Genomic DNA, 21,860 nt, shown 5'->3' with positions numbered 1-21,860 from the left:
ACGATCGGCGACGAGATCAAAATCGTGCGCGAAAACGAATCCGTCTACATCCCCCAGGGCGAGGTCCATCGCCTCGCCAATCCAGGCAAGATCACCCTCGAAATGATCGAGGTCCAGACCGGATCATATCTCGGCGAAGACGACATCATCCGTATTGTGGACGAGTTCGGAAGAGGGTGAGGGGAGGTTGGTTCGTAGATCGAGCCTGAGTCCGCGTCGCACTCCACCCGGCATTTTACGATTTACATTGGCAAGGACATAAACCGCTACTGACTGGAACCCGCTATGTCTTTTCTCAGCAATGCGAATACCTGGCTCTCCAATCTGTCAGACAGTGCCGTCCGTGATATCGCAACAAGGATAAACGAAGACGGAATTTTCTGGTTGCCGGATTTTCTGGCCACGGACGACCTCCAGAAAATGAGGGAGTTTGTCGCCGAAGCCATTGCACGTGGCGGTCATCAATCCGTTTCATTGCGAAGCGATGAGCTTGACGGGTCCGGACTGGATGAGCTTGCTGGCTCTAAGCCATTCAGGGATCTTTTTTCCCGACTTTATTTGGTAGGCACCGGACAACCGGCGCCAGTTGTCAAATTTCACCAAATCCTTCGATGCCTTACAGGAGAGAGCGTCGCGAAACATTCTCTGATGTTTCACTATGATTCTTACATACTGACAGCGTTGATACCTGTTGAGATTCCGGCGACCGGCAAACGCGGGGACTTCCTGATTATCCCGAACACCCGACAGATCAGATCCAATTACGTCTTCAACCTGGCCGACAAGGTCGTGCTCGACAATGCCCTGGTGCAACGGGTACTGCGCGCCCGCGCGTCCAATGGAAAAGTTAAAAGGGTGTCGATGCAGCCGGGAGCGCTTTATTTGTTTTGGGGCTACCGCAGTATTCACACCAACGAACCGGTTGATGAGGGCGCTGTCAGGGCGACCGCGCTATATCACTACGCGGACCCCCATGCCGACAGTTTTGTGAAGCGTCAGCTCGGCCGTCGTTGACAGCGACGAAGCCGCTCAACGAACTGGCGGACAGCCTAAAGGCCCGTGACACTTTGATACAATTTTGGTGCACCGCGGCATAGCTGTGCGACAAATGAGGGTTATTCCTTTCTCGTACCCCAGAGGTACGGCTAATGAGAAAGGAAACACATGTTCAGGCATCTCATCATCGCACTTATCGCAGGCCTATCTTTCGCCAGCGCAACGCTCGCAGAAGACGGCAAAAACCGGCTGGACCGGACCCAGACGAATAGCATCAGCGTCGAAAGCGACAGCTATCGCAGCTCCGAGCAAACGCCTTTCGGCTCTCGCACCAGCCGGGACGACCGCCGCATCTTCGACAGCGGTGACTATTACGAAGGTGCGTTTCGGCCCAACTAATCCCCGCAGCTCATTCAAGACCCCGATTGCCACACGGTCGCAAACTCAAGCGCAATCAAAGCACAAGGATTTAAACCAATGATCAAGACCACTAGCATCACCCTCTTGCTTGTATCCGCAGCTCTAGCCACTCCGGCCCTTGCCGAGGGCGATTATTACGAAGGCGTTCAGCGCCAGTCGCCGGCCGCGGCAACCTCGCCGGGACGCAATTCTCTTGGCGATCACAGCAAGACCTTCTACTTTCCGAGGTCGGGCGCCGGCTCATTCGCATGGAACACCACCCGCGACGACCGGAAAATCGGCGACAGCAGCGACAGTAGCGGCGACCAAGGAGGCCTCTCGCGCTAGAACCGAATGACATGGCCTCAACCCCGCACGCTGTTGTGAGGTTACCGGCCGAAGCGTCCCAGCAGTCACTCTGCGCCACCCCACGCAGATGGCTGGTGGGGCGGCGGTTTCGGTGAGGAAAAGCCGTGCTCGTGGTTATGTAAATGGGCTGACCTTTTCCGGTCAAATTTGATGGCGGGGGCGATCGAATTGAATCTCGTGGGAATTGCAATGGAGACTTCGCCGCATATCGCCGTCGTGGATGACCATCATGACATCCGGGATCTGGTTGGCCAGTACCTGACAAGACATGGCTACAGGGTTAGTCTGGCCGAAAGCGGTGAGACGCTGCGTGAGATCTTGGCGCGCGAGGCCATCGACCTCATCGTGCTCGATATCATGATGCCCGGCGAGGATGGCATCAGCATATGCCGGCAGCTTCGCGCATCCATGGCAACCCCCATCATTTTCCTCACCGCGATGTCGGAAGACACCGATCGCATCGTCGGTCTAGAAATCGGTGCGGACGATTATCTTGTCAAACCCTTCAATCCTCGCGAACTGCTTGCACGGATCCGTGCTGTCCTGCGTCGCGTCCAGGGGACGGCAGCGCGACAGAGTGAGCCGATCAAGGGAAGCACTATTCGTTTTGATCAATGGACCTTGGACTTCGCCCGGCAGGAACTTACCGACAGCGATGGTATAGGTGTAGCATTGAGCACGGTCGAATTCCGGTTGCTCAAAGCGTTTCTCGATCATCCCGGAATGGTCCTCAGCCGGGACCAACTCCTTGATCTTACCTCGGGAAGAACCGCCGACCCCTTCGACCGCAGCATCGATAATCAGGTCAGCCGCCTGCGCAAGAAAGTCGAAGCAGATCCCAAAAATCCGGCCATCATCAAAACCCATTGGGGCGGCGGCTACAGCCTTTCGGCAAGCGTGGTGAAGTCATGATCTCATGGTGGAAACGAAGTCTGGCCAGACAATTCATAGGCTTTATTCTTTTAGCGCTCGTCGCCTCGCAAGTGCTTTCGTTTCTCATCTCGTGGGATGAGCAGGACAAGGCGCTGAAGGCGGCCTCCAAAAGCGAGTTTTTCACACGGACGGGTTCGATTACCCGACTCATGGAGGTCATTCCTACCGAACTTCGCGAAGAGGTACTGCAAGCCAGCGAGACATCCACCACTCGTTTTTGGCTGACAACTGGTCCACCGGCAGATCTTGTTGCCTGGCGGCGCAGCGCGACCTCGCACCTCGTCCGCCCGATCCGCAACGCTGTGGCCCTGCCTCCTGAATGGGGTCTTGGCTCTGCTTCGGGACAATTGGAAGCGGCACGAAGCGTAGAGACCAAAATCAGCGCCACCGCCGGGATGCCTGAATGGATTCAAGCTGGCGGCACGCTCTGGCCCTTGGATCAGCCCGCCAGATACACCGATCTCGTGACGTCGAACGGCAGCGGCTCGGGAATGGGAATGGCCGTTCAGCTCAAGAGCGGCCTTTGGCTAAATACGGCCTATTTCAAGTCTGTAGGAACGCCCTGGTGGCGTTCGCCATCGCTCTATTCATTCGCGCTGAGCGCCGTCACCCTTTCCGTTATCGTGATTCTTGCGACAGCGCGCATCACCCGGCCAATGCGCCAGCTCGCTGTCGCAGCCGACGCGCTCGGGCGCGGCGAGAACGTCCCACCTATTCCCGAAAGCGGGCCCGACGACATCCGCTTGACAGCCGTGTCCTTCAATCGAATGCAGCAGCGGCTGCACCGCTATGTCGAGGACAGGGTCAGGATGCTTGCGGCGATCGGTCACGATTTGCGAACGCCTTTGACTTCACTGCGGCTGCGGGCTGAATTCGTGTCGGATCCCGACGTCCAGCATCGAATGCTCGATACGATCGATGAAATTCAGGCGATGACGGAAGCGACCATAGCCTTTGCCAAGGGCGAGGCATCCACCGAGGAAACCCGTACGGTCGATCTGTGTGCGCTGGTTGAAAGTATTTGTCACGACCTGGGCGATCTGGGCCACAAGGTCGAATTCACGGAAAGCAAGAAAACCCACTATCGCTGCCGTCCCGGGGCATTGCGCCGCGCCATACGCAATCTCGTGGAGAATGCAGTCAGGTATGGTGGCAGTGCGAGCGTATCGATCGTCGAAACCGCGACCGGCTTCGACATTCTCGTCAAGGATCATGGTCCTGGCATTCCGGAGGAAATGCGGGACAAAGTGTTTTCTCCCTTCTTCCGGATGGAGAAGTCACGCAATCGGGAAACCGGCGGTATCGGCCTCGGAATGTCGATCGCCCGGGCGATCGTGCGGCACCACGGAGGGGATATAGAGCTGTCGTCCAACAATCCAGGCCTGATGGTATGCGTGCATCTACCGAAAATGGACCGTGCAAACATCCGACATCGACAGGATGCGATGGCGGCGCAATGGACGTTATAGGTTGCCATGGCCGGCAATGGTCAACCAAGGTCAACGTTTCCAACTCGCCGCCCGTGCCTCCCAGCGCTGGATGATCCCGTGCTCGGCGATCAGCATGACAGCGACGAACGAGAGTGAATAGACGAGCACGTGGGCCGTCTGGAACTGCTGGAAATACAGGTGGATACGGAAACCAACCCCGTTGGACCGGCCAAGAAATTCGACGACGAGCACGATCTTCCAGATGATAGCAATGCCGTTGCGTGCGGCGACCGCCAGCCAGGGTGCCAGTTGCGGCAGGACCAGGTGCCGAAGACGCTCCCCGCGCGAAAGCCGGGCCACCAATGCCAGATCATCGAGCGCCGGATCGAAGGACCGTACGCCTTGGCGGATGGTGACCATGACCATCGCCGTCTTGTTGAGCGTCACCGCGACGATCGCCGCAAGCTCGTTGAGCCCGATCCAAAGGTAACAGAGCACGATCAACACCAGCGCCGGCAGGTTCATGAAGATCGTCACCCAAGGATCAGCCCAGCGGTTGAGAATCCGGTGGCGCCCGAGCAGGAAACCGAGCAGGCAACCCGCCGCCATGGCAAGTCCGAATGAGACGACGACGCGCAGAAGTGTCGCGAACAGTTCTCTCGGCAATCGACCGGCCGCGGCCTCCGACCAAAATACCTGCGCGACGTCGACCGGCCCGGGAAGGACGGTCGGGTCCGCTTTCAAGGCGGCGAGGACGGCCCAGAACAGCCCGAACAGGCTGAGGGAAAGAAGGAACACACTCCCTTGCAACCGGTCTTCGAGGCTCTTCTGCGACATCTGAAATCTCCCGAACCAACTATAGCGGCCGAACCGCATGTCCGATCCGCGACCTTGGTCGTATGGCGACCTCTCGCGCGCTGCATAGAAATCTGGCTGGGAGGATTGCGCATGGGAAGACGCCTGGCCCTACTGAGCTTTTTTGTTTTCTGCATGCTTTTCTCCGGCCGCGCGGCCGGTGCGCCGCTCAGCCGTGAAGCGCTCGCAAACCTGATCGTACCCCCTTATGCGCTTGGCGAGCAGCTGAATGAAAACGGCGTCTGGACACTGCTGAATTCCGGTGGAACGCAGGCAGGTTACGCCTTCGAGACCGGTCCGCTCGCTCCCCTTCCGGGGTTTTCCGGAGCTCCGATCAACATGCTGGTGCTGATCGACAGGGAGGGCCGGTTCCTCGATGTGCGGCTCATCGCCCACAACGAGCCAATCTTCGTATCCGGCCTTGGGGAAGCACCGTTGCGCGCTTTTCTCGAACAATATCGGGGGCACTCGATCCGGGAGGCGCTCGTCGTCGGCACACCCTATGGCGAGGCCGGGGGCGGCTCCAGTCTCGTCTATCTCGATGGGGTAACCAAAGCCACGGCTTCCGTCCGCATCGCCCATGAAACGATCCTGGCCGCAACGCTCGCGGTCGCGCGGGAGAAGATGCAGGGCGTGACAAGCGGCCCGCCCGTGCATCCCGATCCGTCGGTCGATGCGAAACTCGATTGGACGACGCTCGTCGAACGGGGGCTGGCTAGACATCTCAAGGTGACGAATGCCAAGCTCGATGAGGCCTTCGCGGGCACGAAATGGGCGGATGATGACCCGGAGGCAGCCGCTGATCCGGAGGGGCTCTTCCTTGATCTTTGGGTGGTGGATATCGGCCCTCCCGCAATTGCCCGGGCCCTTTTGAGCAAGGAAAGTTTTGCCGATCTTCAACGCCTGCTGCGCGTGAGCCCGGACGACGAACCCGTGCTGGTCATCGACGCCGGCCGCCATGGCCTCGTTTCGGCGGATTTCGTGCGCAACACGGCGCCCGACCGGCTTTCGGCTGCTCAGGATGGTCTGCCTGTTGCCCTGCGTGATGCCGACATGATGGTCGAAACCGGACCGGGCGTGCCGCACGGCACGACGATGATCCTGAGGATCGACCGCCGCCTCGGCTTCGATCCCACGCGGGACTGGATACTCTCCGCCCAAGCCGTGCGCGCCCATGGCATGCTGAAGCCGGAGATGGGTTCGGCCCAGTTCCTGATCACTCTCAAGGCTGATCCCGCCTTTTTCGTCCGGCCGGAAACATCCAGCGTGCGACCACCCTGGCAGGCGGCAATCGTAGACCGGAAATGGGACCTCGCGGCGCTTGGCATTCTGCTTGCGGGCGTGTTCGGCGCAGTCGGCCCCGGCATGCATCAACTCGCCGCGCCGACGGTGCTGCGTCCGGCGCGGCTTGCTCTTTTGGCAGTTGTTGTGGGGTTCGTCGGCTGGTGGGGCCAGGGCCAGTTGTCGATCGTCACGCCACTCGCCGCTCTCCGGACGATCAGTAGCGGCGGCAACCTGGCGGTCCTGCTCTACGATCCCTTTTCGCTCATGGTCTGGGGGGCTGCCATCCTTGGATTTGTGTTGTGGGGACGCGGCCTCTTCTGCGGCTGGCTCTGTCCGTTCGGCGCCATGCAGGAATTCGCTCATCATGCAGGCCGCTTGCTCCGGCTGCCGCAATGGAACCCCTCGCCGATCTGGGACAGACGATTAAAGGCCGGTCCATGGCTCTCGCTGGCAGGTCTGGTCGCGGTCACCTTCTTCGCGCCCGAAAAGACCGAAATCGCAGCGGAGATCGAGCCCTTCAAGACGGCGGTCACAACCTTTTTCCACCGCGAATGGTACTATGTCGCCTATGCCGCTTTCTGGCTATTTCTCGCCGCAGTGACCTTCAAGGGTTTCTGTCGCTATATCTGCCCCCTTGGCGCGATCATGGCTCTCGGCGGGCTGCTTCGCACGCGGAACTGGATACCCCGCCGCCTGGAATGCGGTTCTCCTTGCCAACTCTGCCACGTGCGCTGCCCGTACGGCGCGATCCGAAAGACCGGACGCGTTGCCTATTCCGAATGTTTCCAATGCCTCGATTGCGTGACCATCCATGACGATGCGACGCAATGCGTGCCGCGGGTGCTGGCGCATCGAAAGCGCGCGGCTAATCCGGTGACCAGGGTGGAGATCCCGGCATGAACCGCCGCCGCTTCCTGTTCATCGCCGCAGCCGTTGCCTTCCCCGGCCCTGCGCGCGCAGAGGTGACGACCTGGCAGGCAGACATGCTCGGCGGTACGGTGCGCGTGGATCTGCGCGGCCCTCGCGGTCTTTCCCGGCATGTCGCAGACATGATCGGAACGACGATTGCCGAGGTCGAGGCGGCAGCAAGCCTGTTCAAGCCGGATTCGGCCCTCAACCGATTGAACGCCATTGGCCATCTCGATAGCGCGCCCCAGGCACTTTCGATCTTCTCCGTCTTGCCGATCACGTCCACCAGGTAACGGGCGGACGGTTCGACCCGACGGTCCAGCCGCTCTGGCGCGCTCTCGCCGAGGGCCGGGACATCGCGCAGGCGCGTGCGACGATAGGCTGGGAACGGGTGCGCTTCGATCCGTCCATTCGGTTGGGCAAAGGCCAGGCGTTGACATTCAACGGCATCGCCCAGGGTTACGCCGCCGACCGGGTGCGTCATCTCCTGGGGAAGGCAGGTTACGCACAGGCCCTTGTGGAGATGGGAGAGTTTGCCGCTCTCGGCGGACCGTTCAGCGTCTCCATCGAGGATCCCGTTTTGGGCCAGGTCGCCATACGCCGGCTCACAGGCACCGCCATCGCAACCTCAAGTCCATCCGCCATGAGGCTCGGCGATGTCTTTCATATCCTCGGTCCCCATGGCGAGCGGCCCTGCTGGTCAACAATCTCGGTGGAAACGGAAGATGCCGCGATGGCAGACGGTTTCTCGACGGCCTTCTGCCTGATGACCGCTGATGAAATCCGCACAACGCTTAGCCGGATCGGCGGGTTGATGCGCGTGACGGCGGTGGATGCCGCCGGCGACGTCTCCACCTTCTGACGCTAACGCTGCGGCGGTGTGAAGGTCAGGCCATATTGGCTAAAGATGCGGCTGATCTGCCCGTCAGCAAGTGCCTTATCGATAGCATCATCGACCGCGTAGGCGAGATCCTTGTGCTGGAAGTTCACGCCGATGCCTATCGTCCAGTTCCCTCGCGCAAAACCCACGAGTGGGGGCGAATGCACCTTCAGCCCGCCGTCCGGATGACGGGTAAGCCCCGCCTCCAGTTCGGCGCGCGGTCCCATCGCCGCCTTGGTATCTCCTGCAGCGAGTCCATCCATGGCGGCCGCGGTAGACCGATATCGGTTGATCTTGCCTGCGGGCCCAATCAGCGACGTGAGATAAAAATCGGCGATCGAGTCGTTTTCGACGGCAACCGGATCGAACCGGAAGAAGGGCGGGGTCGGCGCCTTCTCCTCGTAATCGGCGCCTCGATAGGCGATTGCTATGTTTTCGGTCGCATATTGTCCGGTAAAGGTCACCTGCTCGATGCGGCAGACAAGCTCGCTGTCATAAGGCACATGCAGCATGACATCGCTGACGCGACCGCCGATGGCTGCACCCTTCCAGACATAATTCATCAGGTCGGCTTCGAGATTTTCACCAGCCGTAACGAGACGGAATTTTGCTTCCACCCCTAAGGCCTTTGCGATCAACCGTCCGACATCGACGTCCACGCCGGCCGCCTTCCCCTTCTCCTCGTAGGACCAGGGCGCATAGTCCGCATAGACCGCGAACTCGATCCAGCCCTCTTCTATGATCCGGTCGAATTCGCGGCCGACATCCTGTGCGAATGTGTTCTGCGGCTTGGCCTGAGGCACATAACCCTCGCAACGCGCAGCGGCGCCGCCCGGAAGGGCTACGCCGATTGCCAGGGCAAAGAAGGCGCAACGAATCATGGCGGTTACTGTGTGGCCGAAAGGCCGACAGTCAGCACCTCCGCGGCCTTCTTCCAGCTTTCGGGCTTGTCGGAGAGGATACGCGCCGCCTCATAGGTGACACTGTCGGCGACCGGCGCTCCGGAGGCCGTCTTCACGTCGGTGGCGATCGTCTCTAGCTCCTTCTTGAGCGCCGCAGTATCGGCGACCTTGCCGCTGCCAAGCTCGTCGCGGATTTCGTGCAGGCGCTTCGCATGGGGATCCAACGCCCCATCCTCCGGGCGGGTCTCCACATAAGTGCGGATGGCCCAGGCCGCCTTCTGGCCAAGGATATCGCCAAAGGCCGGCATCTTGGTCGTGCCATCCTGGATGTAGCCGTGACGGAAGCGCTCGATGAACCATTCGTCACCGTACTCCTCTGCTTCGAGGAGGCGCAGATCGGGCGCAAGACCGCCAGAAACCGCGCCGAGTCCATGACAGCGTGCACAATTCTGATTGAAGCCGGATGCCCCGATCTCGACCGCCTTCAGCCACACCTCGTGGCCGGCTTTTGCTTCGCGATAGGGGTTTTCGGTCAGCCACTCCTCGCCCACCTCCGGCAACGCCTCCGTATTGACCGGCTGCGGCGCGACATCGCCGTGGGCGATAACCAGACCGGTCGTCGCCATGAGGATGAAAGCGGCGATCCCGCCGCGAATGCTATTGGCCGTCATGCGGTCCTCCCTCGCATTTCCAACTCGGCATTTTGTAAGGCAGCAGGGGTGCGGCGCGATATGCGACCTAGGTCGCGACAACCCATGGCACCAAGGTCGTATTTCGGGCATCCGCGCATGCCGCCATTCTGATGCAGGGAGGATGCGACATGGCGGAAAGCTTCAGGAATCAGAAAGGTTTGTGGCTCGCGGCCGCGATCTTCAGCTGGGCTTCCTCTGCCACGGCCGAAATCGTAATACCGATGATTTACCTGAGGCAGGAAATCCAGCCGCCGCCGGTCCTTTCCAATCTCGATCCAATCCCGGAGGACCGAGGCATTGCAGGGGCAGAGGTCGCGCTGGCGGACACGAAAACGACCGGCCGCTTCATGGGGCACGACTACAGCCTCGCACTCGTCTCGGTCGAGCCCGGGGGCGATTTCCTCGCGGCGGCCCGCAAGGCGCTTACCTCGTCGAAAATCCTGTTTCTCGACGCGCCGCCGGAAGGCATTCTGGCGGTGGCCGACCTGGCCGAAGCCAAAGGTGCCCTGCTCTTCAACGTATCGTCCGGCGCAAAGCGGCTTCGCGACGTGGATTGCCGCGTGAATATGCTTCACACCGTGGCGGAAGACGCCATGCGCACCGATGCGCTGATGCAGGCGCTCAAAGCGCGGCGCTGGACCCGCACGGTGCTGATCGTCGGTCCCAAGCCCGAGGACCGGACCTTTGCCGACACTTTGCGCACCTCGGCGCAGAAATTCGGCGTCGACATCCTTGCCGAGAAGGACTGGACCTTCAACACGGACTTGCGGCGCGCCGCAGGTCGCGAGATTCCGCTGTTCACCCAGGACTTTCCCGATCACGACGTCCTGTTGATTGCCGACGAGGCCGATGATTTCGGACGTTACGTGCAAGACAACACATGGCTGCCACGTCCGGTCGCCGGTTCGGAGGGCCTGCGGGGCGAAGGATGGGCGCCGGTGCTTGAGCAATGGGCCGCAGTGCAGCTCCAGAATCGTTTCGAAAAGGCAACGGGCCGCGAGATGGGCTCGCGCGACTACGCCGCCTGGGCGGCGGTTCGCACCATCGGCGAGGCTGTCACCCGGACCAATTCCGGCGATCTGGTCGTTCTGCGCGACTTCATCCTGTCCGCCAAATTCGCCCTCGACGGCTTCAAGGGCCGCAGCCTCAGTTATCGCGACTGGGACGGCCAACTCCGCCAGCCGATGGCCGTCATCAATGCCCGCGCGCTGGTCGAGCTCGCACCGCTCGACGGCTACCTGCACCAGACCAACGAAATGGACACGCTGGGCCTCGACCGGCCCGAAAGCGCCTGTACCGCCTTTGGGGGATGAGATGAGATTTCCGGCTCTGCTGATTGCATCTCTGCTGGTCACCACGCCTCTTCAGGCGAGCGCGGGGGAGATCTGGGTGACAAACGAAAAGGACGATACCATTTCCGTCATCGATACGGTGCGCCTGGAAGTCGTACGCACCATCCCGACCGGCGAAAGGCCACGTGGGATCACCTTCAATTCCGACCGCAGCCGCGTCTATATCTGTGCATCCGACAGCGACACGGTTCAGGTGATGGATCCCGCCACCGGCAAGATCCTGCACGACCTGCCCTCCGGCGAGGACCCGGAGCAATTTGTACTCGCGCCCGACGACAGGCATCTGTGGATCGCCAATGAGGATGACGCGGTAACGACGGTCGTCGACGTCGAGACCCGGCAGGTGGTGGCCCAGGTCAATGTCGGCATCGAGCCCGAGGGCATGGCCGTTTCGCCGGACGGCAAGATCGTCATCACCACATCGGAAACGACCAATATGGCGCATTGGATCGACACCGAAACCAAGAAGATCTTCGCCAACACGCTTGTCGATGCCCGTCCGCGTCATGCCGAGTTCGCCAAGGGTGGAGCAGAACTCTGGGTCTCGTCGGAAATCGGCGGCACGATCACCGTCTTCGACGTCGCAACACAGGCCGAGAAGGCCAAGATCCGCTTTGAGATCACGGGCATCAAAGCCGATCTTGTCCAGCCCGTGGGTTTCGAATTCACCCCGGACGGCAAAACCGCCTTCGTGGCGCTAGGCCCCGCCAATCACGTGGCAGTGATCGATGCCGATACGTTCCAGGTAAGGACCTATGTCCTTGTCGGGCGCCGGGTTTGGCATCTCGCTTTCTCGCCCGACCACAAGCAGCTTTTCTCCACCAACGGCGTATCCGGCGACGTGACCATCATCGACGTGGCGTCGCTGGAGCCTGTGAAATCCATCAAGGTTGGGCGCTTCCCCTGGGGCGCGGCTGCCCGGCCATAACGATCGAGAGAGGACATGATGAAGAACGCAATTCTGGCAGCCCTGGCGCTTGCCGCCATGCCCTTCGCAGCGCTGGCGGACGACGATGACGACAACAAGGGCAAGGCAGGCATGGGTCTTGCTGGCATCCTTTCAAAATCCAATCGCGAAGCGCTGCCGAAGCTCACGCTCTCGGCAGGTCAGCCGGTTGCCAAGGGTCCGCTGAGGCTGAAGTCCGGCAGATATTACACGCTGGAAATCAAGGCGGACGGCAGCCAGGAACTGGCGCTCGAGGGGGCCGGCTTCTTCCGCGCCATCTGGGTCAATGAGATCGTCATCGAGGGCATTGAGATCCGGCCGCTCGGCGTCGATTCCATTGAATTCGACGAGGGAGGCGAGGCGGAAATCAGTTTTGTCGCCATCAAGCCGGGCAGCTACTATCTCAAGGTGCCCGGCAGCAAGGGCGATACGCAACAGGTCTCGATCACCATAGAATGAGCAGGACATGAGCGGCTTGACGGTAGAAGACATCAGCCACGACTGGGGCGCCCGGCACGCCCTGGATGGGGTGTCCTTTTCCGTTGAACCTGGCCGCTTCTGTGCTCTGCTTGGACCGAACGGAGCGGGGAAATCGACGCTGTTCGGCGTGCTCACGCGGCTTTTTTCGCCACGAGCGGGCCGCATCTCCATCGCGGGTCATGACATGGGTCGCGAGCCGAGCGCGGCACTCGCTCGTATGGGGGTCGTGTTCCAGGCCTCGACGCTTGATCTTGACCTGACCGTCAAGCGCAACCTGCTCTATTTCGCGGCCCTTCACGGACTTTCCGGGCGGGAGGCGGAAAGCCGAGCCATGGCGGCGCTCGACAGACTCGGCATGGCGGAGCGTGCGGGGGAAAAAGCCGCGAAACTCAATGGAGGTCACCGGCGGCGCATGGAGATCGCCCGTGCCCTCGTCCACCGACCGAAGGTGCTGCTGCTGGACGAGCCGACGGTCGGGCTCGATGCAGCCTCGCGCGCCGCCATCACGCAGCACGTGCACGATCTTGCAGCAGAGGGGCTGACGGTGCTCTGGTCAACCCATCTCGTGGATGAGGTACGAGCTCAGGACCGCCTCGTCATCCTCCATCGCGGCCGAGTGCTGGCGGACGGCGAGGCTGGCGACATCGGCGGCGACGATCTGAACCAACGCTTCCTCGCGCTTACAGGAGATCAGGCATGACGGTGGAGGCGTTTCCTGTGGCGGGGTCTGAAACCGCCGGCTTCCTCAAGCCGCATCCCTTCATTGCATTGCGGGCGATCGTTCACCGGGAGACGCTGCGGTTCCTTAGTCAGCGGGGGCGGCTGATTGCGGCGCTCGTGAGGCCACTCGTTTGGCTCTTCGTCTTCGCTGCCGGTTTTCGGGCCGCGCTCGGGCTGTCGATCACGCCGCCCTACCAGACCTACATAACCTATGAGATCTATATCGTGCCGGGACTGGTCGGGATGATCTTGTTGTTCAGCGGCGTGCAGTCGTCCCTCAGCCTCGTCTATGACCGGGAGATGGGATCGATGCGGCTGTTGCTGACGGCACCTTTGCCACGCTGGTGGCTGCTTGGCTGCCGCCTGTTGGCCGGCAGTCTGATCGCAATGCTGCAGGCCTATGCCTTCCTGGCGATCGCGGCACTCTACGGCATCCGTTTTCCCTGGCTCGGCTACCTGTTGGCAGCCCCGGCGATGGCGGCCCCAGCGATGATGCTTGGCGCGCTCGGTCTGCTGCTCTCCTCCTTCATCCGACAGTTGGAGAACTTCGCCGGCGTGATGAACTTCGTCATCTTCCCGATGTTCTTCCTCTCGTCCGCCCTTTACCCGCTATGGAAGATGGCCGAGGCTTCTCCCCGGCTGAGAGACCTCTGCGCGCTCAACCCCTTCACCCATGCCGTCGAACTCATCCGCTTTGCCCTCTATGCCAAGGGCAATGCAACGGCGCTTGCCGTCACGCTCGCCACCTTCGTCGTATTTGGCCTTGTCGCCGTCTGGGGCTACGATCCTGCACGCGGGATGACCGCGCGAAAGGCATGACGCGCTGAGCGCTCGACACCGCCTTGGAGGAGAAGTGTCTGCGCCTCGTCGCCGCCCGACAATGCGGGGCGGCGACTACGATCTCGACATCGTCCCGCCGGCCGCCGACAACTGAAAAAACGCCCCGACCTTCCGATCCTCCTCGACGATCCGTGCCGGGCGACCCTCCATCCGGAGAATGCGTCCGGCAAGCCGCTCGGCCTCGGCGCGCACATGGGTGACCAGAAGCGTTGCACAGGGACGGTCGGCGATCAGACGTTCGAGCAGGCCCATCATCTCCGAGGCAAGCGACGGATCGAGGCTGACGAAGGGTTCGTCCATCAGCAGCAGGTCCGGTGCGCAGGCAAAGGCTCGCGCCAGCGACAACCGCCGCTGCTGTCCGAGGGAAAGCATGCCCGGGAAGCGATCTCCCAGTCCCGCCAACCCCACATCCTCCAGCCAGCGCCCGGCTTCCTCATGGGAAATCCGGGCGACGACCTTGAGATTTTCAATGGCCGTACGCCATGGCAGGAGGACAGGCTCCTGAAAGACCATGGCCAGCCGGGCCGTCACCCGACGACGTCCGGTAAAGCTGCGGTCGAGACCGGCGATGATGCGCAGCAACGATGTCTTGCCGATGCCTGACGGGCCGGTCAGCGCCACCGTCTCTCCCGGCGCCAGCGAAAGCGCGATCGAGCCGAGCACACCGCCCGGCCCGCCGCTTTGAAGATCGAGCCTGAGGACAGGCTCAGCTGCCGGGGTGATGGAAGACGCCATCGGGCAGCTCTTTCAGATCACCGACCAGATCGGTACCACCAAGTTCGGTCATCAGCGCCAGCATCCGCGCCGCAGCCCGTTCGTCGACCGCTCCCTGCTTCGGCGTGCCCGCCAGGAAGCCCGCTTTCAGCGCCTCGAACTCCGCATCGGTCTCCGCCCGCATCATCGGCCGGATGCGGTCCCAAGCCGACGGATCGGCGGAAAGCTTCTCTTTTGCCTGGCGAGAGGCTGCCGCAATCGCCTCGCCGAGTTTGGGATGAGCCTTCAGGACCTCGCCACGCACCACATAACCGACGAGCGGCGTTTCGGGATCGAGGCCGAGAGCCACGGCGGCCTCGTTTACCCCAAGCAGCGTGCGCATGCCCGCCGCCTGCATCCGGGCGCCGAAATTCCAGAAGTTCAGGGCGCCCTGCACCTCGCCGTCGAGCGCGGCCTTGTAGACCAGCGGCGGAGCGCCGAAGACCTGCTCGGTCGTGCCGGCAAGATCGAAATGCTCCACTTTCTGCGCATAGGCGCGCAGGATGAGCCAGCTTTTGTCGACCGGGCCGCCGGCGACGCCAATCTTCTGCCCTTTCAGGTCGGCAAGGCTCTTGGCCTGGCTGTCAGCCGGCACCATCAGCCCGCCAACGGCGCGCGAATAGGGAATGAAGACAAAATCGCGGCCGGCGGCCCGCTCGCGCGCCACCCAAAGCCAGTCGGAAACAATCATGTCCACCTCGCCGCCGATGAGCGCGATCTGGGCCGCGGGGGCGCCGGCGATATCGGTGACTTCCATCGAGAACCCGTTCGCCTTGTCGAAACCGTAGTGACGGATGGTGGCGGCTTCCCAGTTCACGGTGCCCGAAAGCTGAAGTGCCGCCCTCACCACGGGCGTTTCGGCAAATGCCGGCATGCTGGAAAGAAGCGCGGCGACTGCGGCGCCGGCAAGTGATTTCAGGAATGTCATGGTTCTCCTCCCCTTGACTAGGCGAATGGTATCTCCCGCTCACAAGGCTCGATATACGACCTATTGGGGGGGCCGACCGGCGCCGGGAACACCGACATTACGACCAAGGTCCAATTCATCGCGGTGGCGACTAGGCAGATGATCCGCGCTGTGGAGCCCGCATCCTTTGTGGGCATGGAGGGAGGATGTCATGAGGAGTTTCGTTCTGGCCGCGGTTGCGGCCATCGCCTGCGCAACTGCGGTGCAGGCCGGCGTAACGGAAGAGGATCTTGCAAAGGACGCCGAAACCGTCGGCGACGTCTTGACCAATGGCATGGGGCGCGGCCTGCAGCGCTTTTCGCCGATGGAAACGCTGAACACCAAGAACGTCAAGAATCTGGTGCCTGCCTGGGCGTTCTCGCTCGGCGGCGAAAAGCAGCGCGGCCAGGAAAGCCAGCCGATCATCTACGACGGCATCATGTACATCACCGGCTCCTATAGCCGCCTCTACGCCATCAACATCAAGACCGGCAAGGAAGTCTGGCAATATGATGCGCGCCTCCCGGAAGGCATTCTGCCCTGTTGCGACGTGGTCAACCGCGGCGCGGCGATCTTCGGCGACAACATCTATTTCGGCACGCTCGATGCTCGTCTCGTGGCATTGAACCGCAAGACCGGTGATGTCGTCTGGAACAAGAAAATCGCGGACTACAAGGAAGGTTACAGCTATACGGCCGCACCGCTGATCGTGAACGGCCTCGTCGTCACGGGCAATTCCGGCGGCGAATTCGGCGTCGTCGGCGAAGTGCAGGCGCGCAATGCGGAGACCGGCGAACTTGTCTGGACCCGGCCGGTGATCGAAGGCCACATGGGCACCTTCAAGGGCAAAGAAAGCACGATGACCGGGACGCTGAATGCGACCTGGCCTGGCGACTTGTGGAAGACCGGCGGCGGGGCGACCTGGCTCGGCGGCTCCTATGACGAAGACACCAAGACGCTCGTCTTCGGCGCCGGCAACCCCGCTCCGTGGAACAGCCATCTTCGCAACGCCGGCAAACCGGTAGAGGGCAACAAAGGCGACAACCTTTATGCCGCCTCCCGTCTCGGGATCGATCCGCAGAACGGCGAGATCAAGTGGCACTTCCAGACCACGCCGCGTGAGGGCTGGGACTTCGACGGCGTCAATGAGGTCGTTCCTTTCGTCGACAAGGACGGCAAAAAGCGCTTTGCGACGGCCGACCGCAACGGTTTCTTCTATGTGCTGAACCGTGAAGACGGCAAATTCGTCTCCGCTCATCCTTTCGTGAAGAACATCACCTGGGCGAAGGGCATCGATAAAACGGGCCGTCCGATCTACAACGAGGACAACCGCCCAGGCGATGCCGCGGCGGCGGCCAATGGCTCGAAAGGTCAGCAGGTCTTCGCCGTTCCCTCGTTTCTCGGTGGCAAAAACTGGATGCCGATGGCCTACAGCCCGAAGACCGGCTTGTTCTATGTTCCCTCCAACGAATGGGGCATGGACATCTGGAACGAGCCGATCAGCTACAAGAAGGGTGCCGCCTACCTCGGTGCCGGCTTTACCATCAAGCCGCTCTTCGAAGACCATATCGGCAGCCTGAAGGCGATCGATCCCAACACCGGCGAGATCAAGTGGGAGTATAAAAACGGTGCTCCGCTCTGGGGTGGAGCGATGGCTACCGCCGGCGGTCTCGTTTTCTTCGGAACGCCCGAAGGTGATTTCATCGCTCTCGACAACCAGACCGGCGAGGAGCTCTGGAAATTCCAGACCGGTTCCGGGATCGTCGGACAGCCGGTCACCTGGGAACAGGACGGCGAGCAATATGTCTCGGTGATTTCGGGCTGGGGCGGAGCTGTGCCACTATGGGGCGGCGAAGTGGCCAAGAAGGTCAACTACCTCAATCAGGGTGGCATGATCTGGACCTTCCGTCTGCCCAAACAGCTCGCATCGCTGAACTGAAGGAGCCGGGCGGAAACGCCCGGCTTCATCCTTTTCACCCGGGCCAGACAAGGCCGATGAAGACGGACCAAATCCATGTTAAGCTATCGCCAGCCCTTTCGGGAATTTCGCATGATGCCAGTTCCAGTACTCGAGAAACCCGTGCGCACGCTGAAATCGGCGCTGATCGTCGACGATCACCCGCTGTTCTGCGATGCGCTGGCGATGACCTTGACAGGCCCGGTCGGCATTCCCGACGTCGAGGCCGTCGGCACTTTGGAGGCGGCGCTCACCCGATTGGAAACTGGGCCCTTGCCTGACGTCGTGGTGCTCGACCTCAACCTGCCCGATGTCAACGGGCTCGATGGGGTGGTGCGCCTTCGCCGCGCCGTGTCGGAAACGCCGATCGTCGTGGTCTCGTCGCTCGATGAGATCCGGGTGGTGCGGGCCGCGCTGAAAGCCGGCGTGAACGCCTTCGTACCGAAGCATGCCTCGCGCGAAGAGTTCCGCGAGGCCTTCGCCGTCATCGCGCGAGGCGAAATCCACGCGAGCCGAATGGCACTCGAAGCCTCGGCGCCCACGCCGTCCGAAGAAGCGGTGAAGCGGCTGGCACTGCTGACGCGCCAGCAGGCGCGTATCCTGCAGCTCGTCTGCGCCGGCCGGATGAACAAGCACATCGCCTATGAGCTTTCCATCGCCGAAACCACGGTGAAGGCGCATATCACCGCCATCATGCGAAAGCTCGGCGTACAGACGCGCATGCAAGCCGTACTCTTCGCGCAGGAGGCGAGTTTCAGCACGATGGTAAGCGACTGAAAACAGTCTGGCCAAGCCGAACTTCGCGCTGGCGCATAGTCTCGGCGGATGCTTTAAACTTGATGACGGGGGAAAGGCGGAGGAGGCCATCGCCCGTGGATGAACGGTTCGTCGCGCGTGCGCTCGTTTCAGCGCACGACACCTGTCCGGTCGAGCGCCTGGCGGCAAGCCTTGGCCCTGGCCCGTTTTCGCTTGTCCTCCTTTTTGTCTCCCCTGAGGCCGATGTGCCTGCCATCGTTTCCGACGCGGCACAAGCCTGGCCGGGCGCACGGATCGCCGGCTGCACCACGGCTGGAGAGATTTCCGGTGCAGGTTATGATGAGGCGAGCATCGTGGCGGTCGGATTCCATTCTCGCTATTTTGCCGCCGAGACGCTGCTCGTCCCGGATCTCTCGAAGCTTGTGGCGAGCGAGCTTTCCGATGCGCTGCTTCATCTTCGCCAAACGCTTGCTCGTGACCACGGGCACTTTCCGGAAGAATTCGCCTTGCTTCTGGTCGACGGTCTCTCGACCCGAGAGGACGAACTGGCCTCGGCGCTCGCTGCGGGCACAGGGGCAATGCCGCTGATTGGCGGATCGGCCGGCGACGGCGCGTGCTTCCGCGAGACCTTCGTCTTCGACGGCAAACGGCTTCTTGCAAACGCCGCCGTGATATCCGTCATGCGTGGCGCCTGTCCGCTGCGAGCTTTCAAGATGGATCATATAAAGCCGACGGAACGCCGGATGGTGGTGACTGAGGCGGATCCGGCCGCCCGTATCGTGCGGCGTATCAATGCCGAGCCTGCCGTGCGCGAATATGCCCGCCTCATCGGTATGCAGCCGGAGAGCGTCAATACACTCACCTTCGCGATCCACCCCCTTACCGTCTGCATGGGTGAACGCCACCATGTCCGCGCGATTCAGCGCGTCCTGCCCTCGGGAGAACTTCTGTTTTTTTCCGCAATCGATGAAGGCATGGTTCTGACGATCGCAGAGCCACAGGATCTCGTCGGTCACCTGGCAAGCGAACTGCAAGCTCTTAAGAAACCGGGAGATCCGGTCGCCGTTCTCGCTTTCGATTGCGTTCTGCGGCGTGTCGAAGCTCAGGAAAAGCAAATGACAGGGCAGGTTTCAGCGCTGTTGCGGGAACATGGCGTCATTGGCTTCTCGACCTATGGCGAGCAGATCGGCCCCATGCATATCAACCACACGATGACCGGGCTCGCCTTCTATCCGCCCGGCACGGTCGTCTCGGAAAGCGCCCCATGAACAAACGCATCTCCGATGGTCTGCTCGATCCCGCAGATGGCGAGGCGCGCAATCTCGAAAAGATGCTCGACATCGCGGACGCCCTGATGCGCCATGTCGAGCAGAGCTCCGGAGACAGGGGAGCCGCCTTCGAGCAGTTTCGCCGTGCGGCCATACTCGAAGAGCGGGTCCGCCAACGCACGCGCGACCTGGAAGCCACGCTGAAGCAGCTCAACGACGCCAACAGCGCCACCGAGCGGGCAAGACGCGATCTCTCGCAGGCGATCGAGGCGATCGAAGAAGGCTTTGCGCTGTTTGATCCGGCGGAGGTGCTCGTTCTTTGCAACTCGCGCTTTTGCCGTGATCTTGGGGATGTGCGCCGCCAACTCTCGCCGGGGATAACTTTTGCCGACTATGTCGAGGTCGTGAGCCGTTCCGCACTGCTGGCGCTTCCCTCGGGGGTAACACCGAATGCATGGGCCGCGGAACGCATGCGGCTGCACCGGGCCCGGCAGGTTTTCAACGTCGGCTTGAGCGGCGACCGCTGGCTCCAAGTCAGCGAACAGCGCACTGCGGACGGCGGCACGGTCGTCCTTCAGACCGACATCACCGACATCATTCGCATGGAACGTTCCGAACGCGGCAAGCTGCTGGACGATCAGGCGCGCATGATCCGCGCGACGCTGGAGCACATCAACCAGGGCGTGGGCATCTTCGACGCCAACCGCCGATTAGCTGGATGGAACAGTCGGTTCGCCCAGCTTCTGGACATTCCCCTGCGGCTGTTGCGGCGGGGAACGCCCTTCAAATTGCTTGCCGACCGCATCGCCCGTACCGCGACCCTCGGCGACGGCTTTCCCGTCGACATACTGGCTCGCTGGGTTGAAGGCACGCTGCCGCGCGGGCGGCTTTCCTTCGAACTCCAGCATTCCTCGGGAATCATACTGGATGTGTTTGCGCAGGAGATGCCCGGGCGAGGGTTTGTCATGTCGTTCGCCGATGTCACGCGGGAGCGTCACGCGATACAGGCCATGATCCGCGCCAATGCCACACTCGAAGCGCGCGTGGCATCCCGCACGGGAGATCTGGCGGCGGCGCTCGCCGAGGCCGAACGAGCGAATTCGGCCAGAGTCCGCTTCGTAGCCGCGGCGAGCCACGATCTGCTGCAGCCGCTTTCCGCCGCAAAACTGTTCGTTGCGGCCGCACGGGACGATGCGGAAGCGACACCGATGCGAGGCACCCTCGAAAAAGCGCACAATGCCCTTGTCAGCGTGGAAGGGATACTCGGAGCCTTGCTCGACATCTCGCGACTGGAGGCGGGCGGAGCGGCAGTCGACATCGGGCCGGTCCCCCTTTCGGTCCTGCTGAAACAGCTTACCGATGAATATGCGCCCATTGCCGCCCGCAAGGGCCTGAGACTCGACATCCTGCCCTGCAGTCTGACGGTATCGAGCGACCCGACCTATCTGCGCCGTATCCTGCAGAATTTGATCAGCAACGCCATTCGCTACACCAACAGCGGTCGGGTTCTCGTCGGGCCTCGCCGGACGAAAGGTCATGTACGCATCGAAGTCCACGATACCGGACCTGGCATCGCTGCGGATCAGCAGCAAGCGATCTTCCGCGAATTTCATCGCATCCAGGGCTCGGCCTCGGCGTCCGAAGGCATGGGCCTTGGCCTTGCGATCGTGCAAAGAGCTTGCGGCCTGCTTGATCACGGGCTGGCGCTTCGCTCGGTGCCGGGACGCGGCACCTGTTTCTCGATCGATCTGGCCGTCGTCGCGCAGCACGCGAAACCCGCCTACCGGGAGGCAACGCCGACGATACAGGAGGAGCCTGGTGACAACAGCGATCGCATCGCGCTTCTGGTTGAAAACGATCTGGACCTGCGCCGGGCCATCGCGCTGCTGCTGGAGCGGCGCGGAGTGAGCGTGCTTGAGGCGACAAGCGGCGAAGAAGCGCTCTCTCTGCTGGAAGAGATCGGAATCGTGCCCGATGTCTACCTGGTCGACCAGCAGTTGGACGGAACGCTCACCGGGATAGAAACCGTGCAAGCCCTACATGCGGAATATGGCGAACGCCCGACCCGCATCCTCACTGCCAACCGCACCCCACAGACACGTCTTTCCGCGGACGCCGCGGGCATCGAAATCATGTACAAGCCGATCGCAGCCGAGGCGCTTGAGGCCTTCGTGCTGCATGCCGGCTGATCGG

At 61.7% G+C, this 21,860-nt stretch carries 21 protein-coding genes and 2 pseudogenes; 18 read left to right on the top strand and 5 right to left on the bottom strand.

The window, feature by feature from the left end; all coding sequences use genetic code 11:
• The 6 genes and pseudogenes from cpsB to EDE09_RS18935 all read left to right on the top strand — a co-directional run.
• Window positions 1-180: pseudogene (cpsB, locus tag EDE09_RS18960) on the top strand (mannose-1-phosphate guanylyltransferase/mannose-6-phosphate isomerase); the annotation flags it as partial.
• Between the two features lie 105 nt (window positions 181-285).
• On the top strand, window positions 286-1,014 hold the full coding sequence (locus EDE09_RS18955; RefSeq protein ID WP_132412409.1) for a hypothetical protein: 729 nt from the start codon (window positions 286-288) through the stop codon (window positions 1,012-1,014).
• Between the two features lie 150 nt (window positions 1,015-1,164).
• A complete protein-coding gene (locus tag EDE09_RS18950; protein WP_132412395.1) occupies window positions 1,165-1,395 on the top strand; it encodes a hypothetical protein in 231 nt (76 codons plus the stop codon).
• Between the two features lie 78 nt (window positions 1,396-1,473).
• Entirely contained in the window at window positions 1,474-1,743 is a 270-nt protein-coding gene (locus tag EDE09_RS18945) for a hypothetical protein (protein ID WP_132412393.1), read from the top strand.
• Window positions 1,744-1,953: 210 nt separating this feature from the next.
• A complete protein-coding gene (locus tag EDE09_RS18940) occupies window positions 1,954-2,676 on the top strand; it encodes a response regulator (protein ID WP_132412391.1) in 723 nt (240 codons plus the stop codon).
• Window positions 2,673-4,166, top strand: coding sequence for a HAMP domain-containing sensor histidine kinase (locus EDE09_RS18935; protein ID WP_207914867.1), 1,494 nt, complete (start codon window positions 2,673-2,675; stop codon window positions 4,164-4,166). The genes EDE09_RS18940 and EDE09_RS18935 overlap by 4 nt, the downstream gene beginning before the upstream one ends.
• A 30-nt stretch (window positions 4,167-4,196) precedes the next feature.
• Here EDE09_RS18935 and EDE09_RS18930 read toward each other — a convergent pair whose 3' ends face one another.
• On the bottom strand, window positions 4,197-4,964 hold the full coding sequence (locus tag EDE09_RS18930) for an ABC transporter permease (protein WP_132412389.1): 768 nt from the start codon (window positions 4,962-4,964) through the stop codon (window positions 4,197-4,199).
• Window positions 4,965-5,075: 111 nt separating this feature from the next.
• Here EDE09_RS18930 and EDE09_RS18925 point away from each other — a divergent pair, with 111 nt between their 5' ends.
• From EDE09_RS18925 to EDE09_RS18915, 3 genes and pseudogenes are all read left to right on the top strand, one after another.
• Window positions 5,076-7,166 carry a 4Fe-4S binding protein gene (locus tag EDE09_RS18925; protein WP_132412387.1) on the top strand — a complete coding sequence of 697 codons (2,091 nt, stop codon included), beginning with the start codon at window positions 5,076-5,078 and terminating at the stop codon, window positions 7,164-7,166.
• A complete protein-coding gene (locus EDE09_RS18920) occupies window positions 7,163-7,468 on the top strand; it encodes a hypothetical protein (protein ID WP_132412385.1) in 306 nt (101 codons plus the stop codon). Before EDE09_RS18925 ends, EDE09_RS18920 begins: the two co-directional genes overlap by 4 nt.
• 14 nt (window positions 7,469-7,482) lie before the next feature.
• A pseudogene (locus EDE09_RS18915) lies at window positions 7,483-8,037 on the top strand (FAD:protein FMN transferase); the annotation flags it as partial.
• A gap of 2 nt (window positions 8,038-8,039) precedes the next feature.
• Here the strand turns inward: EDE09_RS18915 and EDE09_RS18910 are convergent.
• On the bottom strand, window positions 8,040-8,936 hold the full coding sequence (locus tag EDE09_RS18910) for a transporter substrate-binding domain-containing protein (protein ID WP_132412381.1): 897 nt from the start codon (window positions 8,934-8,936) through the stop codon (window positions 8,040-8,042).
• Window positions 8,937-8,941: 5 nt separating this feature from the next.
• Window positions 8,942-9,628: a cytochrome c-550 PedF gene (gene pedF, locus EDE09_RS18905; RefSeq protein WP_132412379.1), complete on the bottom strand. Its 687-nt coding sequence runs from the start codon at window positions 9,626-9,628 to the stop codon at window positions 8,942-8,944.
• A gap of 149 nt (window positions 9,629-9,777) precedes the next feature.
• Between pedF and EDE09_RS18900 the strand changes: the two genes are divergently transcribed.
• From EDE09_RS18900 to EDE09_RS18880, 5 genes are read left to right on the top strand one after another with little or no spacing between them, the layout of a single operon-like run.
• Window positions 9,778-10,962, top strand: coding sequence for an ABC transporter substrate-binding protein (locus EDE09_RS18900; RefSeq protein ID WP_132412377.1), 1,185 nt, complete (start codon window positions 9,778-9,780; stop codon window positions 10,960-10,962).
• Window position 10,963: 1 nt separating this feature from the next.
• Entirely contained in the window at window positions 10,964-11,929 is a 966-nt protein-coding gene (locus EDE09_RS18895; protein WP_132412374.1) for a YVTN family beta-propeller repeat protein, read from the top strand.
• A gap of 15 nt (window positions 11,930-11,944) precedes the next feature.
• A complete protein-coding gene (locus tag EDE09_RS18890) occupies window positions 11,945-12,406 on the top strand; it encodes a hypothetical protein (RefSeq protein ID WP_207914866.1) in 462 nt (153 codons plus the stop codon).
• 7 nt (window positions 12,407-12,413) lie between these two features.
• The gene (locus EDE09_RS18885; RefSeq protein WP_132412372.1) at window positions 12,414-13,127 is read left to right on the top strand and encodes an ABC transporter ATP-binding protein; all 714 of its coding nucleotides are present in this window, start codon (window positions 12,414-12,416) and stop codon (window positions 13,125-13,127) included.
• Window positions 13,124-13,966, top strand: a complete 843-nt coding sequence (locus EDE09_RS18880) for an ABC transporter permease (RefSeq protein ID WP_132412370.1) — start codon at window positions 13,124-13,126, stop codon at window positions 13,964-13,966. Before EDE09_RS18885 ends, EDE09_RS18880 begins: the two co-directional genes overlap by 4 nt.
• Before the next feature lie 75 nt (window positions 13,967-14,041).
• Here EDE09_RS18880 and EDE09_RS18875 read toward each other — a convergent pair whose 3' ends face one another.
• A complete protein-coding gene (locus EDE09_RS18875) occupies window positions 14,042-14,722 on the bottom strand; it encodes an ATP-binding cassette domain-containing protein (RefSeq protein ID WP_132412368.1) in 681 nt (226 codons plus the stop codon).
• Window positions 14,694-15,668, bottom strand: a complete 975-nt coding sequence (locus tag EDE09_RS18870; protein ID WP_132412366.1) for an ABC transporter substrate-binding protein — start codon at window positions 15,666-15,668, stop codon at window positions 14,694-14,696. The genes EDE09_RS18875 and EDE09_RS18870 overlap by 29 nt, the downstream gene beginning before the upstream one ends.
• A 190-nt stretch (window positions 15,669-15,858) precedes the next feature.
• Here EDE09_RS18870 and EDE09_RS18865 point away from each other — a divergent pair, with 190 nt between their 5' ends.
• The 4 genes from EDE09_RS18865 to EDE09_RS18850 all read left to right on the top strand — a co-directional run bounded on the left by EDE09_RS18865 (window position 15,859) and on the right by EDE09_RS18850 (window position 21,856).
• On the top strand, window positions 15,859-17,625 hold the full coding sequence (locus tag EDE09_RS18865; RefSeq protein WP_132412364.1) for a PQQ-dependent methanol/ethanol family dehydrogenase: 1,767 nt from the start codon (window positions 15,859-15,861) through the stop codon (window positions 17,623-17,625).
• Between the two features lie 111 nt (window positions 17,626-17,736).
• A complete protein-coding gene (locus EDE09_RS18860) occupies window positions 17,737-18,420 on the top strand; it encodes a response regulator transcription factor (protein WP_245505198.1) in 684 nt (227 codons plus the stop codon).
• A 95-nt stretch (window positions 18,421-18,515) separates the two neighbouring features.
• Window positions 18,516-19,667 (top strand): FIST N-terminal domain-containing protein, encoded by a 1,152-nt coding sequence (locus EDE09_RS18855; protein ID WP_245505197.1) that lies wholly within the window; start codon window positions 18,516-18,518, stop codon window positions 19,665-19,667.
• A complete protein-coding gene (locus EDE09_RS18850; RefSeq protein ID WP_132412358.1) occupies window positions 19,664-21,856 on the top strand; it encodes a PAS-domain containing protein in 2,193 nt (730 codons plus the stop codon). The genes EDE09_RS18855 and EDE09_RS18850 overlap by 4 nt, the downstream gene beginning before the upstream one ends.
• Window positions 21,857-21,860 lie beyond the last annotated feature (4 nt).

The organism is Neorhizobium sp. S3-V5DH (genome assembly GCF_004343065.1).
Lineage (GTDB): Bacteria > Pseudomonadota > Alphaproteobacteria > Rhizobiales > Rhizobiaceae > Neorhizobium > Neorhizobium huautlense.
The sequence above is the reverse complement of the archived record's forward strand: the minus strand, read 5'-3'. Positions and strand labels throughout refer to the sequence as shown.

What these genes read in the sequence shown, in the direction of transcription:
- EDE09_RS18955 (WP_132412409.1), top strand. Translation starts at nt 286, where the DNA reads ATGTCTTTTCTCAGCAATGCGAATACCTGGCTCTCCAATCTGTCAGAC.
- EDE09_RS18950 (WP_132412395.1), top strand. Translation starts at nt 1,165, where the DNA reads ATGTTCAGGCATCTCATCATCGCACTTATCGCAGGCCTATCTTTCGCC.
- EDE09_RS18945 (WP_132412393.1), top strand. Translation starts at nt 1,474, where the DNA reads ATGATCAAGACCACTAGCATCACCCTCTTGCTTGTATCCGCAGCTCTA.
- EDE09_RS18940 (WP_132412391.1), top strand. Translation starts at nt 1,954, where the DNA reads ATGGAGACTTCGCCGCATATCGCCGTCGTGGATGACCATCATGACATC.
- EDE09_RS18935 (WP_207914867.1), top strand. Translation starts at nt 2,673, where the DNA reads ATGATCTCATGGTGGAAACGAAGTCTGGCCAGACAATTCATAGGCTTT.
- EDE09_RS18930 (WP_132412389.1), bottom strand. Translation starts at nt 4,964, where the DNA reads ATGTCGCAGAAGAGCCTCGAAGACCGGTTGCAAGGGAGTGTGTTCCTT.
- EDE09_RS18925 (WP_132412387.1), top strand. Translation starts at nt 5,076, where the DNA reads ATGGGAAGACGCCTGGCCCTACTGAGCTTTTTTGTTTTCTGCATGCTT.
- EDE09_RS18920 (WP_132412385.1), top strand. Translation starts at nt 7,163, where the DNA reads ATGAACCGCCGCCGCTTCCTGTTCATCGCCGCAGCCGTTGCCTTCCCC.
- EDE09_RS18910 (WP_132412381.1), bottom strand. Translation starts at nt 8,936, where the DNA reads ATGATTCGTTGCGCCTTCTTTGCCCTGGCAATCGGCGTAGCCCTTCCG.
- pedF (WP_132412379.1), bottom strand. Translation starts at nt 9,628, where the DNA reads ATGACGGCCAATAGCATTCGCGGCGGGATCGCCGCTTTCATCCTCATG.
- EDE09_RS18900 (WP_132412377.1), top strand. Translation starts at nt 9,778, where the DNA reads ATGGCGGAAAGCTTCAGGAATCAGAAAGGTTTGTGGCTCGCGGCCGCG.
- EDE09_RS18895 (WP_132412374.1), top strand. Translation starts at nt 10,964, where the DNA reads ATGAGATTTCCGGCTCTGCTGATTGCATCTCTGCTGGTCACCACGCCT.
- EDE09_RS18890 (WP_207914866.1), top strand. Translation starts at nt 11,945, where the DNA reads ATGATGAAGAACGCAATTCTGGCAGCCCTGGCGCTTGCCGCCATGCCC.
- EDE09_RS18885 (WP_132412372.1), top strand. Translation starts at nt 12,414, where the DNA reads ATGAGCGGCTTGACGGTAGAAGACATCAGCCACGACTGGGGCGCCCGG.
- EDE09_RS18880 (WP_132412370.1), top strand. Translation starts at nt 13,124, where the DNA reads ATGACGGTGGAGGCGTTTCCTGTGGCGGGGTCTGAAACCGCCGGCTTC.
- EDE09_RS18875 (WP_132412368.1), bottom strand. Translation starts at nt 14,722, where the DNA reads ATGGCGTCTTCCATCACCCCGGCAGCTGAGCCTGTCCTCAGGCTCGAT.
- EDE09_RS18870 (WP_132412366.1), bottom strand. Translation starts at nt 15,668, where the DNA reads ATGACATTCCTGAAATCACTTGCCGGCGCCGCAGTCGCCGCGCTTCTT.
- EDE09_RS18865 (WP_132412364.1), top strand. Translation starts at nt 15,859, where the DNA reads ATGAGGAGTTTCGTTCTGGCCGCGGTTGCGGCCATCGCCTGCGCAACT.
- EDE09_RS18860 (WP_245505198.1), top strand. Translation starts at nt 17,737, where the DNA reads ATGATGCCAGTTCCAGTACTCGAGAAACCCGTGCGCACGCTGAAATCG.
- EDE09_RS18850 (WP_132412358.1), top strand. Translation starts at nt 19,664, where the DNA reads ATGAACAAACGCATCTCCGATGGTCTGCTCGATCCCGCAGATGGCGAG.